This window comes from Janthinobacterium sp. 75 (assembly GCF_004365495.1).
Lineage (GTDB): Bacteria > Pseudomonadota > Gammaproteobacteria > Burkholderiales > Burkholderiaceae_D > Janthinobacterium.
Genome location: NZ_SORD01000001.1, coordinates 3,953,835 through 3,968,273, shown reverse-complemented (window position 1 = coordinate 3,968,273; position 14,439 = coordinate 3,953,835). Strand labels below are relative to the sequence as shown.

Sequence of the window (14,439 nt, the reverse complement as noted above, 5' to 3'; positions counted from 1 at the left end):
GTTGATCGAAAGAAACTCCCAATTTTCGCCGTGGTGACGAATGCGTAAGCTTGCGCTTAATAATAAAGGGTCACCATGAACGCCATTTCCATCCTGCATCGCGGTGCGCACCGCTCTCTTGCCTCTATCTTTGCGACAACTACCTGGCTGGCGACAATGCTGCTACTCTTGGGCATGCTGGCCGTTTGCGCCAACGCCTGGGCCGCGCCCGCCATGCCCGCCGCCTCTGCCAAACTGATCAAGCGCGGTGAATATGTCGCCCGCCTGGGCGACTGCGTGGCTTGCCACACCAGCCCGAACGGCGCCTCCATGGCCGGCGGTCTGGAGCTGAAAACGCCGTTCGGCACCATTTACAGCACAAATATCACGCCCGACGCCAAGACAGGCCTGGGCACGTACACCTTCGTGCAATTCGACCGCGCCATGCGCAAGGGCGTGGCGGCTGATGGGCACAAGCTTTATCCGGCCATGCCCTACCCTTCCTACGCGAAGATCACGCCGGACGACATGCAAGCGCTGTACGCCTACCTGCAACGGGGCGTGGCGCCCGTGGCGCAGCAAAACCGCGAAACGGACATGAAATGGCCATTTAGCATGCGCTGGGGCTTGTCCTTGTGGAATGCCGTCTTCCTCGACGATGCGCCATTCAAGCCCGACAGCGCCAAGTCGGCCATGTGGAACCGGGGCAGCTACCTCGCCCAGGGCCTCGGCCATTGCGGCTCCTGCCACACGCCGCGCGGCGTGGCCTTCCAGGAAAAAACCATGAGCCAGGATGGCAGCAGCGGCAAGCAATACCTGGCCGGCTTCACGTTCGACGGCTGGCATGCGGTGAACCTTCGCAATCTGTGGACGCCGGGTGACATCGTGCAATTGCTCAAGACGGGCCGCAACAGTTTCGGCACGGCGGCCGGCAGCATGACGGAAGTCATCACCCACAGCACGCAATACTTTACGGATGGCGACCTCGATGCGCTGGCGCATTACCTGCACGGCTTGCCGGCCAAGGACGGGGCAGGCGCGCCGCCGAAGAAAACGGCGCCCCTGGTGGCGGCCAGCAACGATGCGCTGTACAACACGCGCGGCGGTCTCGGTTACCTGCAGTTTTGCGCTACTTGCCACCGCCGCGACGGCCGTGGTGTAGAAAACATCTTCCCGCCGCTGGCGCAAAATGACACGGTGCAGTCGAAGGACGCCACTTCCGTCATCCATATCGCGCTGACGGGCTGGCAGTCGGCAGTCACGCAGCACTCGCCCCGTTCCTTCGGCATGCCTTCATATGACCGCCTGTCGGACACGGAACTGGCGGAAATCCTCACCTTTGTACGCGGCAAGTGGGGTAACCATGGCGCCCCCGTCACGCCCGCGCAGATCGCCAAAGTGCGCAAGGAACTCAAGCTCAAGGCGCCAGACGCGGGCGGTTTCGTCACGCCCCGCTTCGCGGCCCTGACGGCCGATCCGAATGCCAGCCAGCTGATCCACGGCATGCAGCTGATGACGGAAACGCGCGCGCGCCTGCCGCAAAACGTGGGCAACGACCTCAATTGCAGCAGTTGCCACCTGAATGGCGGCACCGTGGCCAACGGTTCGCCCTTTCTCGGCATTGCCGCCTTCTTCCCGTCGGAAGCACCGCGCGCCGGCAAGGTCATCAGCCTGGGCGAGCGCATCAATGGCTGCTTCCGCCGCTCCATGCACGGCAAGCCGCTGCCCGTGGACGGCCCCGACCTGCAGGCGATGGTCGCCTACATCGACTGGATGAAGGGCGCCACGCAAGCGAACGACAAGGTGCCGGGACGGGGCGTGGCGAAGATAGCCCGCAATCTGCTGCCCGATCCCGTGCATGGCAAAAAATTGTATTCCGAGCAGTGCGCCGTCTGCCATGGCGCGAATGGCGAGGGCATCAAGGGAGCCAACGGCGTGGTGGCATTCCCGCCGCTGTGGGGCGAGCGTTCGTTCAATATCGGCGCCGGCATGGCCCGCACTTACACGGCGGCCGGCTTCGTCAAGGCGAACATGGTGATGGGCCACGGTCAGAAATTCCCGCTGGGCCAGGGCAACCTGTCCGACCAGGATGCCGTCGACGTGGCCGAATATTTTACGCACATGCCGCGCCCGGACTTCCCCGACAAAGTCAAGGATTGGCCGAAGGGCGGCAAGCCCAAGGATGCGCGCTACTGACGCCCTATCAAAGTCAAATATTTATGGGCCTGTGTATGCGAGCAAACAGAAGAATGTGGCGTTGGCGGCAATGATGGGGCACACTCACCTATTACAAGGAAAAGCCATGTTCGCCATTCCACGCCCACCCCTGCCCTACGAGCCACGCTACGAGTTTGAAGAGGAAGGCGAGCAGGAGACGTGCGCGCACCTGCTGCAAACCCTGCACGGCATTTCCGCCACCACCTATGCCGACTCGGGCCATGCCACGCGCAGCGTGCATGCGAAAAGCCACGGCTTGCTGCGCGCCCGCCTGCAGGTGCTCGATGGCCTGGCGCCCGAGCTGGCGCAAGGCCTGTTCGCCACACCGGCCAGCTACGACGTGGTGATGCGCATCTCCACCATCCCTGGCGACATGCTTGACGACAAGGTGTCCGTGCCGCGTGGCATGGCCATCAAAGTGATCGGCGTACCGGGCACGCAGCTGTCCAGCCTGGAACCGGACGATGGCACGGAACCCGCCAGTACGCAGGATTTCGTGCTCGTCAACGGCCCCGCCTTCCTCGCACCTAGCGCGAAAAAGTTCCTCGGCAGTTTGAAGCTGCTGGCCAGCACCACGGATAAAGTCCCGCGTCTGAAACAGGCACTGTCGACCGTACTGCAGGGGGCGGAAAAGGCGCTCGAAGCAGTGGGCGGCGAAAGCGGTACGCTGAAAAGCCTGGGAGGCCATCCGGAAACTCATGTGCTGGGCGAAACCTACTATAGCCAGGCGCCCATTTTATATGGGGCCTACATGGCCAAAGTGGCGCTGGTGCCCGTGTTGCCGGAACTGTCAGCCCTGAAAAATGCGCCTGTGGACCTGGATGACAAGCCGAATGGCTTGCGCGACGCCGTCGTGGCCTACTTTGCCCGCCATGCCGCCACCTGGGAAGTGCGTATCCAGCTGTGCCGCGACATCGCCAGCATGCCGCTGGAAGACGCCTCCGTCGCCTGGCCCGAGGAAGACAGCCCGTATCTTTCCGTGGCGCGCATCACGGCCCCGCCGCAGGCGGGCTGGAGCGAAGCACTGTCGCGCGCCGTCGATGACGGCATGGCCTTTAGTCCCTGGCATGGCCTGCTGGCACATCGCCCCCTCGGTTCCATCATGCGCGTGCGCAAGGCCGCGTATGCGATGTCGGCCCATTTCCGCTTCGAGCGCACGGGCACAGTGGCCCGCGAACCGCACAATCTTGACGATTTCCCAAGCCATTGACACCCCCTCATGCACAGCGACATGCCCACGAATGACAAACCAGTCCCTTCCGACACCTGGCTGGGCAAGCTGGGGCCGGGCCTGATCACGGGCGCGGCCGACGACGACCCCAGCGGCATCGCCACGTATTCGCAGGCGGGCGCCCAGTTCGGCTTCGGCATGCTGTGGACCGTATGCCTGACGTTTCCCCTGATGCTGGGCATCCAGGTCATCAGCGCCAAGATCGGCCGCGTCAGCGGCCATGGGCTGGCGACGAATATTCGCCGCCACTATCCCCGTTCCTTGTTGTACGCCATCGTCGGCTTGCTGCTGCTGGCCAATGTCATCAATATCGCCGCCGACGTGGCCGCCATGGGCGATGCGTTGACCCTGATCATCGGCGGCCCCACCCATTTGTACGCCGTGGGCTTCGGCCTGCTGTCCCTGCTGCTGCAAGTATTCATTCCCTATCAAAAGTACGTGCGCATCCTGAAATGGCTGACCCTGGGCTTGCTGGCCTATGTGGCCACCGTGCTGACCGTGCACATTCCATGGGGCGAGGTGGCGCTGCGCACCGTCTGGCCTCAGTTCGCCTGGTCGGCCGCCTCGGTGACCATGATCGTGGCCGTGTTCGGCACCACCATCAGTCCCTACTTATTTTTCTGGCAAGCTTCGCAGGAAGTGGAAGACTTGCAGGCGGATTCTGGCGCGCAAGCCTTGCGCCGCACGCCCGAGCAGGCGCCACGGCAATTCCAGCGCATCAAGATGGACACGGCCATCGGCATGGGCTTTTCCAACCTGGTGGCGTTCTTCATCATGCTGACCACGGCCGTGACACTGGGCGCGCAAGGCATCACGCACATCGACACCTCCGCGCAAGCCGCTTCCGCCCTGCGCCCCATCGCGGGCGAGTTCGCCTTCGCCCTGTTCAGCCTGGGCATCATTGGCACGGGCTTGCTGGCCATTCCCGTGCTGGCCGGCTCGGCCGCCTACGCCATGGCGGGCGCCTTTCATTGGAAAAACAGCCTGGAACTGGCGCCCAAGGCCGCCAAGAAGTTCTACGGCATCATCGTCACGGCCACCGTGATCGGCGCCGCCCTGTGCTTTTCGCCGCTCGACCCCATCAAGGCCCTGTACTGGAGCGCCGTCATCAATGGCGTCATTTCCGTGCCCATCATGGCCCTGATGATGGTGATGGCTTCGCGCCCCGCCATCATGGGCACGCTGACCATTTCGCGGCGCCTGCGGGCGCTGGGCTGGCTGTCGACCATCGTCATGGCGACAGCCGTGCTGGCCATGTTCGCCACCATGGCGTTCTGAAGCCTACGCCGCCCTCGGCTTGAGCATGCCTTCCACGATGCCCAGCACGGTCTGTCGGGGCAGCAATCGCGGCAGCCAGGCCAGCAGCCGGTTGGGACGGCCCGCCACGTGGCTGCTACGGCCCCGGTCCAGCGCGCGCAGCGCTTCATCGACGACATCTTGCGGTGCCATGCGCTTGCCCACGGCAGCCTCGGGCGCGGCCACCACGTCAAAGAAGGCCGTTTCCGTGGCGCCCGGGCACAGGGCCAGCACGCGCACGCCGCGGCTGCGGTTTTCCGCCCACAGCGCTTCCGAAAACGACAGCACGAAGGCTTTGCTGGCACCGTAAATCGCCATGTAGGGATCGGGCTGGAGAGCGGCCGTGGACGCCACGTTGATGATGGCGCCCCGCCCTTGCGCCAGCATGTGCGGCAAGGCGCAGTGCGTGAGTTCCATGAGGGCCGTGCAATTGACGGTCACTTCGGCCGCCTGGCGCGCCAGATCGATGCTTTCGAAGCGGCCATGGGTGGCAAAACCCGCGTTATTGATCAGCACGTCGGGCGGCATGCCCAGCGCGCACGCTTGCGCATGGGCGTGGGCGGCCGCGCCGGGCAGGCTCAGGTCGGCCACCAGTGCATGCGCGCGGATGCCGTGCCGCCGGGAAAGGTCGGCGGCCAGCGCATCGAGCACGGCGCCCGAGCGGGCCAGCAGCAGCAAATGCGCGCCGCGTGCGGCCAGGGTTTCCGCAAAGACACGGCCGATGCCGGACGAGGCACCTGTGATCAGCACGGTTTGATTGGTGTAATTGAAAGCGGTCATGGCAGCGGTGTGGAGTGAATGGAGTTTTCACTGTAAACTGTGGTCTTTAGTCCACGGTCAAGGGGAATCGATGCGCATCGGAGAAATCACCCGCCTGACGGGCGTCAGCAAGGATACGGTGCGCTTCTACGAGCGCCAGGGACTGCTGGATGAAGCGCCGCAGCCGGGCATGACGAACAACTATAAAGAGTACTCGGCGCAAGCCTTGCGGCGCATCGAGCTGATCGGTCACGCCAAGGCGCTGGGCTTTACCTTGAAGGAAATCGCCGAAGTCATCGCCGTATGGCAGGAAAATGCCCTCGATGCGGCGACCAAGCGGGTCATGCTGGAAACGAAAATCGCCCAGATCGACGAAAAGGCCCGTTCGATGGCCCTGCTGCGCGCCGGTCTCGTCGATGCGCTGGCAAAGGTAGAGACGGGCTGTGAGGACGGTGTGGCGATCGCAAGAAATTTACAAGGATAATCAATGACTTATTACACGCAATACCGCCACCTGGCGCTCGAGGGCGCCAAGCCTGCCCCCACGGCGCAGCAGATCGCCGCCATCGAAACCTTGCTGGAAGCCCCGCTGCCGCCCGCCTTCCTGGCTTTCCTGCAAGTGGCCAACGGCGCCTGGTTCGACTACACCACGGATGTGCCGGACGGCAGTGGTGGCGTGGAAAGAATGGGGTTCAACACCTTCTTCAGCGCCGACGAAGGTGATTTCTGCGATGAAACGCTGGTGGGCGAAATCCGCGCCGCGCGCCAGCATACGGACATGCCGGTGCGCATCCTGCCCTTTGCCCGCGATGGCGGCAATTCCATGGTTTACCTGGATTTGACGCAAGAAGGCGGCGGACGCGTGCTGGCCTATGTGCAAGAGTTGCCCGAGTGGACGGGCAAGCGCGCCCACGGTTTCATCGAACTGGCGCCCTCCTTCGATGCCTGGCTGGACAGCCTGTACATCGACCGCGACACGGTGCTGGACGAACTCGAACACAGCGTCTCGGAGCCATGCCATCTGGATGCGATGGCGGAGTGGCTCGATATCGGCATGCCCGCCTGGCGCCGCGATGCCGGCATCGCCGCCTTGTTTGCTCTGAAACAAGTCGAACTGTGCGCTAACGAACAGGATTAGTCCTACGGGCATGGCCGCGAATGTCCTATGGGTGTGCGCAGGCTGCGGGCTTAACATTGCCATCAGCTTGCAGAAAAAACCATACTTGAAAGGCATCCCATGCGCATCTCGACCACCAGTTCCCGTACCCCCTCCCTGAAAAGCGTGGCCATCGGCGCCGCCGTGGCGCTGTTGAGTGGCATCGCCATCAACAGCATCGCCGCTGCAGCACCGGGCGCGTACGACAAGCAATTCCTCAGCAAGGCTGCCGACGCGGGCAGTACGGAAATCGCCGCCAGCAAGGTGGCGCAAAGCAAGAGCAGCAATCCCGAGGTGAAGAAATTCGCCGACGCCATGGTGACGGAACACGCGAAAGTCGCGGAGGAACTGAAACAGCTGGCCAGCAGCAAGCAGATCGCGGTCAGCGACCAGCCCGGCGCGAAGCACAAGCTACAGATCGACAAGCTGGGCCGGCTGGAAGGCCAGCAATTCGACAAGGAATATGCGGCCAGCATCGGCGTCGCCGCGCACAAGGAGGCCGTGAAACTGTTCACGGATGCCAGCCAGAAAGCCGGCGATCCCGACATCAAGGCTTTTGCCGCGAAAACATTGCCAACGTTGCAACATCACCTGGATATGGCGAATGCCTTGCAGGCAGCATTGGCGAAATAGGCAACCATACGGGGCGAAATGCGTGCTGTACGTGCTGTACGGCAAGCACTTCCGGTCTTGACATACAATGCGGCAACTCAGTTTCTGGCACCGCCATGACCTCATGCAGCTACTCAAGAAAACCGGCCTGATCGCCGCCGCCATCCTCTTCCTCATCCTGCTGGCAGGCTGGCTCTTCATCAAGGTGAGCGCGGCGCGCAATGCCACCGTGTATACCCAGCAGTGGAACGACCAGGGCACGTGCGTGATCAAGACCTATGTGCCGCACTATGGCAACGGCGTGCCGCACACCATCGTGCGCGCACTGAGCACCTCCACGTTTTTTCGTGTCTATCACAAGGATGGCACCTTGCTGGAAAGCACGGAATGGGTGCTGGACATGCATGAAGACGGCATCCTCGACCATGCCCGCTGGGGCCAGAACCAGAACCGCGCCATCTACCCGACCGACATGGGCTATGAAGGCTGGACCTTGCCCGAGTGCGCGTAAGCCAGCCATGATGCCGAAATCTAAGTCTACAGGCCTACGCAGCCCCTGGGTCGACGTGCCATATGAACCCACGCTGTACCATTTACTCGGCCCCTTCGACGTGTATGACCGCGAACACACGCTGGGCGTGGAACTGGACGCCTGGGACATGAATGATCCTGCCCAGCGCGCGGCGCTGATACGGCGCGATATCACGTCGCAATACAAGGAACTCAGCTACCGGCACCGCCATGCGCTGATGGCCGTGCTGGCGCAGGCGCTACAGGACCCTGATTATGACTTCCAGGCCATCCTCGAACATGACCCGGAGAGTACCTACGCCCTGCCCGCCCGGTGGGATGAGATGGCCGACCCGCGCGCCTTCTTTGCCGATATCTACCGCCTGGTGCAGCAGGACTGGCGCGACGACCTGGCGCGCGCGGCGGCGGAAGACCCGTCCAGCTGGTAGGACGGTGTGGATGCCACACTAGCGTATCGATAGTCTGCTGCCCTCTTTCTCCTCTGAAAACTCCATGGTGGCAAGGTGCAAGTGGCGTTGCAAAAACGCCCATCTGAAAAAAAATCTGTTGCACCAGCGCATGCCCGTCGGCATCGCGCTACCATGAACCGTCAGCATTCACCCCACCGCACCGGTTCCCCGCCGGCTTTCCCTGCCGCAATGTGAAGGAGATTCTCATGTCCAAGTTCGCCCCTGCCGTTGGCCTGTCGCTCATGCTTGCCGCCGCCACCCTGCCATCCATCGCCAGCGCTGCCGACGGCGGCGCCACGCGCCCCGATGCCGAAGCCATGGTCAAGAAAGGCGTGGCCTACATCAAGAGCGCCGGCGACGCCAAGGCGTATGGCGAGATCACGGCCAAGTCGCCGCAATTCATCCTGCACGACCTGTACCTGGTGGTCTACAAACTCGATGGCACGGTCGTCGCGCATGGCGCCAACCCGAAAATGGTGGGCAAGAACTTGATCGAGCTGAAGGATATCGACGGCAAGGCTTTCGTCAAGGAGCGCGTCGACCTGGCCAGGAGCAAGGGGACGTTCTGGCAGGAATACAAATTCACGAATCCGGAAACCAAGAAGATTGAGCCAAAGGTGATGTATTGCGAAAAGCTGTCCGAAACCGTCGTCTGCGGCGGCATCTACCTGTAGCCATCGCCGCGCCGCCAGTGGCGCGACGGCACACCGATCTCGCAACGAATTTCTCAACGATACAGGCCCCGATGAAAATCGCACAGAAGATGTTGATCGTCCCGGTGGTCGCTCTGGCTTGCCTGCTGGCCATGGGGGCCTTGTCTTACTTCGCCATGCAGCAGAACGAGCAGCGCATGCGTGACCTGAAAGACGTCACCCTGACGGCCGAGCGGCTTGCCAACCAGCAAGCTATCGCCCTGGGCCAGGTGCATGCCGACGTGTATGCGAAGATTGCCATCGCCGCCAGTCTGTCGGACGAGCAGTTCAAGCAATTCGGCGCGCAAACGGATGGCCAGCTGAACGCCATCGTGCAAGGCTTGACGGAACTCAAGAAATTTTCTGGCGCGGCCACGGAAGCAAGCCAGGCCCTGCCGGGCGTCGAGCGCTACCGAGCCAGCGTGGCGCAGGCACTGGATCTGGCCTCGATGGACCCGAATACGGGTGTGGCAGCGATGCAAAATGCCGCCACGCACTACCAGCAGGTGCGCGGGCAGCTGCACCAGGTGCTGCTCAATCTCGACCATCGCACTGTCGATGCGCTGCAGGAGACAAAAAATGCGGGCCAGCGCGCCGGCTGGCTGTCGCTGGGCACCATGGCCATCGGCTTTGCCCTGCTGGCCCTGATCGCCATCTGGGTGGCGCGCTCCGTGGTCGGCCCCATCGACGAAGCGTACCGCGCCGCCGAAAGCCTGGCCGCCGGCGACCTGACCATGCGCATCGATGCCCGGGGCGACGACGAGGTGGGCAAGCTGTCGCGGGCACTGGCTACCGTGGTGAAAAACTGGAGTACCTTATTGGGCGAGATACGCCAGGCGGGCTCCACCATCACGGTGGAAGCGAGCGAAATCGCGCTGGGCAATGCTGACTTGTCGGCCCGCACGGAGTCGCAAGCCCATTCCTTGCAGGAAACGGCAACCTCCATGCATGCCCTGACCGATACCGTGCGCGAAAACGCCAGCCATGCGCACCAGGCCAACCAAATGGTGCTGTCGACCTCGAACGTGGCGCTGGAAGGCGGCCGCGTGGTGGGCCAGGTAGTCGAGACCATGGGTTCGATCAAGGCCAGTTCCGGGCGCATCGTCGATATCATCGCCGTCATCGACGGCATTGCCTTCCAGACCAACATCCTTGCCCTGAACGCGGCCGTGGAAGCGGCGCGCGCGGGCGAACAGGGGCGCGGCTTTGCCGTCGTCGCCACCGAAGTGCGGGGCCTGGCCCAGCGCTCGGCCACGGCGGCGCGCGAAATCAAGCAGCTGATCGAGGATTCCGTTGCCAGGATAGAAACGGGCAGCGAGCTGGCCGACAGCGCCGGGCGCACCATGGGCGACATCGTCGCGTCCGTCCAGCAGGTGACGGCGATCATGAACGACATCACGGCGGCCAGCCAGCGCCAGAGCAAGGGCATCGAGGAAGTCAACAATGCCATCACGGAAATGGACGAATTGACCCAGCGCAATGCCGCCCTGGTCGAGCAATCGGCCGCTGCCGCGCAAAGCATGCAGGACCAGGCGCATGATTTGCTCAGGGTAGTCGACGCCTTCCGCCTGGGCGATGGCGGCCCGCCGCTGTTGCCGCGTTAGTGGCGTTGCGGCAACGCGGCCTTGGCGCAGGCCAGCATCTTATTGCCCGCCTCAGCCAGCGCGGGGTCCGGGTCCGCCTGCAAGATGCTGCCCCTGCTGTTCTGGTCATCGTAACTGCCCAGCATGGCCGCATACAGCGAGGCCTGGTCCTGCAGGCGCCAGGTGGCGCTGCGGGAATTGCCGGGCGCGGCAGGCATACTGGCGCTGAAGTAACTATACAAGCCGCCGACCTGTTTCTTGTGCAGCCATTCCATCAATTGCACGATGCGGTACTGTTCCAGCAGCGTCAATTCGCTGACATTGACGCCGGACAGGGTGTAATACAGTTCCAATCGGGCCATCCAGTTGCCCTTTGCGCCAGCCGCCACCAGCGCATCCCAGGCGGGGCCGGAGCGTACGCTGCGCACGGCGCGCGGCGCGCCTATCCAGGCGTCAACGGCGGCCTGGTCCGGCACGGGGCCGTAGTGGCCGGGTGCGCGGCAGACGAACTGGCGCGCCTCTGGCCGACCATCCTTGAGCGCGTTGCTAATCTGCGCGGCAACCTTGTCGCCTATGCCCAGCAGGCGCTTGCCATAGCCTTCCAGGGTCCAGCTCGACGGCAGGCGCCCCAGCCAGGCCAGTGCATCGTCGTTGGCCCTTGCCGCCACCGCATAGGCGGCGATCCTGGCCTGCATCTTGGCGTCCTTCTGCTGCTCCGCCAGCTTGAGCGCATCCTGCTCTTCGTCATAGCGGCTCGTGGTTTTGGCCAGTTGCATGCATTGCTGGAAGGCGTCAGGGGCGCCCAGCCAGCATTGCGCGGGGACCTTCAGCTGCCAGCGCATGCTGACGGTTTTCAGGATATAGTTTTCTTCGCCCTCCTCCGCCTTGACATAGGCGCGGCCATCGGCCTTCGTCACCCCCTTCGTCAGCTGCTTGCCGCCAGCCGTGCTCCAGGTGTACGGGTCATCGTCCTGCGGCACGCCGGGCACGGCGTACAGGGTCAGGTAATGGCCAGCAGCGGCAGGCGGATCGGCCGCATGGCTTAGCGGCGACAGCAGGGATAAGGTCAGCAGAGTTCTTCCAGGTAGCAGTTTCAGCATGCAGTCATCGGTTCAATGGAGTTCGGTATGGCAGGCGCAGTCGTGGCCGCTGGCCGCCTCGGACAGGTTTTGCAGGATGGCGCAGTCTTGCGACGGCTGCGGCTGGTCACATTGGTGGCGCAGGGTCACCAGTTGCTGCTGCAGGGTTTGCAAATTCGCCATCTGTTCGGCAATGCGCAAGATATGGTGGTCGAGCAATTCATTGACGCTTTGACAACCTTCGGCCGGATTGTTCTTGAACTCCAGCAAGGCGCGGATATCCGTCAAGCCGATCTGCAGGGAGCGGCAATGGCGGATGAACTGCAGCCGTTCCTGGTGTTCTTCGCGGTATTCGCGGTAGCCGGCGCTGTTGCGCCCCGGTTCCTGCAGCAAGCCCGCCTTTTCATAGTAACGCACGGTTTCCACGTCACAATCTGTCCGTTTGGCCAGTTCTCCGATACGCATGGCATCCCCTTTTCATTCTTTCGTGCAAATTCTGCTTGACCCTGTAGCGGCTACAGGGTTTCTAATGGAAGCATACACCAATCCTGAAGGATGATGCGATGCCGCACGATAGCCATAACCACGCGCACGACCATGACCACGAGCACGAGCACAAGCCTGCGCAAAATGCCAAGCCTAGCCACGGCGGCTGCTGCTCACACAGCCACGCCGCCCCCGCTGGCGACTCCGCGCCTGTCCTGCCCAGCGCTCCCATCGCTGGCGCGAGCACGGCCAAATACCAGATTGCCAACATGGATTGCCCCACGGAAGAGCGTTTGATCCGCAACAAGCTGGCCAATATGAGCGGCGTGGTGGGCCTCGATTTCAACCTGATGAACCGCGTGCTGGACGTGCACCACACCTTGCCGTCGCTGGCCACGGTGGAAGCGGCGCTGCACGGCATCGGCATGCAGGCGATTCCCATGGAGGCGGACGCCGTCGTCGCGCGCGATCCGAACGAAGGCAGCCTTAGCGGCCTGCAGAAAGGCTTGCTGGTCGTCTCCGGCCTGGCTGCTGCCGGCGCCGAGGCGCTGGCGTGGACCACGCATGAAGACAGTTCGCCCCTCGTCATCGCCCTGGCCCTGCTGTCGATCGCCACGGGCGGCTGGCCGACCCTGAAGAAGGGCTGGATTGCCCTGAAAACCTTCACTCTGAACATCAATTTCCTGATGAGCCTAGCGGTGTTTGGCGCCATCGCCATCGGCCAGTGGCCGGAAGCGGCCATGGTCATCTTCCTGTTCGCCATTGCCGAGCTGATCGAAGGCTTGTCCCTGAACCGCGCACGCAACGCCGTGCACAGCCTGATGCAACTGGCGCCCGACACGGCGACGGTCGCCGACGCCAGCGGCGCCTGGCAGCCAGTATCCGTCGCCACGGTTGCCATCGGCACCTTGATGCGCGTCAAGCCGGGCGAACGCATCGCGCTCGATGGCGTGGTGGCCAGCGGCGCATCGTCCGTCAACCAGGCGCCGATCACGGGCGAAAGCATGCCGGTGGACAAGGCCGTGGGCGATGTCGTGTATGCGGGCACCATCAATGAGCGGGGCTTGCTCGACGTCACGGTGACAGCCAACAGCGGCAACAGCACCCTGGCCAAAATCGTCAAGGTGATCGAGGAAACCCAGGGAAAACAGGCGCCCACGCAGCGCTTTGTCGATAACTTCGCCCGCTATTACACGCCGGCCGTGGTCGTGTTCGCCATCCTCGTGGCCGTGCTGCCGCCACTGCTGCTGGGTCAGCCCTTCATGGCCTGGGTCTATAAAGCGTTGGTGATGCTGGTGATCGCCTGCCCGTGCGCGCTGGTCATTTCCACGCCGGTGACGGTGGTCAGCGGCCTGACGGCGGCTGCGCGTCGCGGCATCCTGGTAAAAGGCGGGCAATTCCTGGAAACGGGCTACCGCCTAAAGGCAATCGCCGTCGACAAGACGGGCACCCTGACCATGGGCAAACCGGCCGTCACGGACGTGGTGGCCATGGACGGCAGCAACCGCGACGCCATCCTGCTGCTGGCCGCCAGCCTGGACGCCAATTCGGCCCACCCGTTGGCTGCCGCCATCGTCAAGGCCGGTCCGCCCGCCAGCAGCCACTTGCCTGTCACCCAGTTTGCCGCCCTGCATGGACGCGGCGTGCAAGGCGATATCGCTGGCCAGACCTATTATCTGGGCAATGCGCGCCTGATGGCGGAATTGAAGGTTTTGACACCGGAACTGCAAGCCATCCTGGCGCGGCTGGAACAGCAAGCGTACACGGCCATGGTGCTGTCCACCTCAGCCGGCGCCTTGGGCGTGATCGCCGTGGCCGACGTGCTGCGCTCCACGGCGGCGTCCGCCATCGCCAGACTGAATGCCCTGGGCGTGACCACCGTGATGCTGACGGGAGACAATTTGCTGACGGCGCAGCGCATCGGCGCCGAGGTGGGCGTCAGCCTGGTCAAGGCGGAATTATTGCCGGAAAACAAACTCGATGAAATCAAGGCCTTGCAGCAGCAATTCGGCGTGGTGGCCATGCTGGGCGACGGCGTCAACGACGCCCCGGCCCTGGCGCAGGCCGACATCGGCTTTGCCATGGGCGCAGCCGGCAGCGACACGGCCATCGAAACGGCGGACGTCGCCCTGATGGATGATGAACTGGGCAAATTGCCTGAATTCATCAGCCTGAGCCAGCGCACGCGCAGCATTCTCGTGCAAAACATCAGCTTCGCCATCGGCATCAAGGCCGTCTTCTTCGGCCTGGCCCTGGCCGGTACGGCGACCCTGTGGATGGCCGTCTTCGCGGACGTGGGCGCCAGCCTGCTGGTGGTAGCCAACGGTCTGCGCTTGCTGCGTCATGGCAAGCGCCCTTAAATTGCTGGG

The 14,439-nt window shown here is 63.3% G+C and carries 14 protein-coding genes; 11 read left to right on the top strand and 3 right to left on the bottom strand.

Annotated elements, in window-relative coordinates; translation table 11 throughout:
* The first annotated feature begins 156 nt into the window (after nt 1-156).
* The 3 genes from C8C89_RS18110 to C8C89_RS18100 all read left to right on the top strand — a co-directional run bounded on the left by C8C89_RS18110 (nt 157) and on the right by C8C89_RS18100 (nt 4,705).
* Nucleotides 157-2,175 (top strand): c-type cytochrome, encoded by a 2,019-nt coding sequence (locus tag C8C89_RS18110; RefSeq protein WP_133991548.1) that lies wholly within the window; start codon nt 157-159, stop codon nt 2,173-2,175.
* Nucleotides 2,176-2,281: 106 nt separating this feature from the next.
* Nucleotides 2,282-3,406, top strand: coding sequence for a catalase family protein (locus tag C8C89_RS18105; protein WP_133991546.1), 1,125 nt, complete (start codon nt 2,282-2,284; stop codon nt 3,404-3,406).
* Between the two features lie 21 nt (nt 3,407-3,427).
* Nucleotides 3,428-4,705, top strand: a complete 1,278-nt coding sequence (locus C8C89_RS18100) for a divalent metal cation transporter (protein ID WP_243858078.1) — start codon at nt 3,428-3,430, stop codon at nt 4,703-4,705.
* 3 nt (nt 4,706-4,708) lie between these two features.
* On the opposite strand, the gene C8C89_RS18095 is transcribed toward C8C89_RS18100, so the two are convergent.
* Nucleotides 4,709-5,503 carry an SDR family oxidoreductase gene (locus C8C89_RS18095; RefSeq protein ID WP_133991542.1) on the bottom strand — a complete coding sequence of 265 codons (795 nt, stop codon included), beginning with the start codon at nt 5,501-5,503 and terminating at the stop codon, nt 4,709-4,711.
* 70 nt (nt 5,504-5,573) lie between these two features.
* Between C8C89_RS18095 and C8C89_RS18090 the strand changes: the two genes are divergently transcribed.
* The 7 genes from C8C89_RS18090 to C8C89_RS18060 all read left to right on the top strand — a co-directional run bounded on the left by C8C89_RS18090 (nt 5,574) and on the right by C8C89_RS18060 (nt 10,526).
* Nucleotides 5,574-5,966: a MerR family transcriptional regulator gene (locus C8C89_RS18090; protein ID WP_133991540.1), complete on the top strand. Its 393-nt coding sequence runs from the start codon at nt 5,574-5,576 to the stop codon at nt 5,964-5,966.
* 3 nt (nt 5,967-5,969) lie between these two features.
* On the top strand, nt 5,970-6,620 hold the full coding sequence (locus tag C8C89_RS18085) for an SMI1/KNR4 family protein (protein WP_133991538.1): 651 nt from the start codon (nt 5,970-5,972) through the stop codon (nt 6,618-6,620).
* Nucleotides 6,621-6,719: 99 nt separating this feature from the next.
* On the top strand, nt 6,720-7,271 hold the full coding sequence (locus C8C89_RS18080; RefSeq protein WP_133991536.1) for a DUF4142 domain-containing protein: 552 nt from the start codon (nt 6,720-6,722) through the stop codon (nt 7,269-7,271).
* Nucleotides 7,272-7,338: 67 nt separating this feature from the next.
* Nucleotides 7,339-7,761, top strand: a complete 423-nt coding sequence (locus tag C8C89_RS18075; protein ID WP_133991534.1) for a hypothetical protein — start codon at nt 7,339-7,341, stop codon at nt 7,759-7,761.
* 7 nt (nt 7,762-7,768) lie between these two features.
* On the top strand, nt 7,769-8,209 hold the full coding sequence (locus C8C89_RS18070) for a hypothetical protein (RefSeq protein ID WP_208327722.1): 441 nt from the start codon (nt 7,769-7,771) through the stop codon (nt 8,207-8,209).
* A 227-nt stretch (nt 8,210-8,436) separates the two neighbouring features.
* Nucleotides 8,437-8,904 carry a cache domain-containing protein gene (locus C8C89_RS18065; protein ID WP_133991532.1) on the top strand — a complete coding sequence of 156 codons (468 nt, stop codon included), beginning with the start codon at nt 8,437-8,439 and terminating at the stop codon, nt 8,902-8,904.
* Nucleotides 8,905-8,975: 71 nt separating this feature from the next.
* Entirely contained in the window at nt 8,976-10,526 is a 1,551-nt protein-coding gene (locus C8C89_RS18060) for a methyl-accepting chemotaxis protein (RefSeq protein ID WP_243858076.1), read from the top strand.
* Here C8C89_RS18060 and C8C89_RS18055 read toward each other — a convergent pair.
* On the bottom strand, nt 10,523-11,605 hold the full coding sequence (locus C8C89_RS18055) for a hypothetical protein (protein WP_133991530.1): 1,083 nt from the start codon (nt 11,603-11,605) through the stop codon (nt 10,523-10,525). The genes C8C89_RS18060 and C8C89_RS18055 overlap by 4 nt on opposite strands.
* Before the next feature lie 12 nt (nt 11,606-11,617).
* A complete protein-coding gene (gene cadR, locus C8C89_RS18050; protein WP_034787498.1) occupies nt 11,618-12,049 on the bottom strand; it encodes a Cd(II)/Pb(II)-responsive transcriptional regulator in 432 nt (143 codons plus the stop codon).
* 98 nt (nt 12,050-12,147) lie between these two features.
* On the opposite strand from cadR, the gene C8C89_RS18045 reads away from it, so the two are divergent.
* The gene (locus C8C89_RS18045) at nt 12,148-14,430 is read left to right on the top strand and encodes a heavy metal translocating P-type ATPase (RefSeq protein ID WP_133991528.1); all 2,283 of its coding nucleotides are present in this window, start codon (nt 12,148-12,150) and stop codon (nt 14,428-14,430) included.
* Nucleotides 14,431-14,439 lie beyond the last annotated feature (9 nt).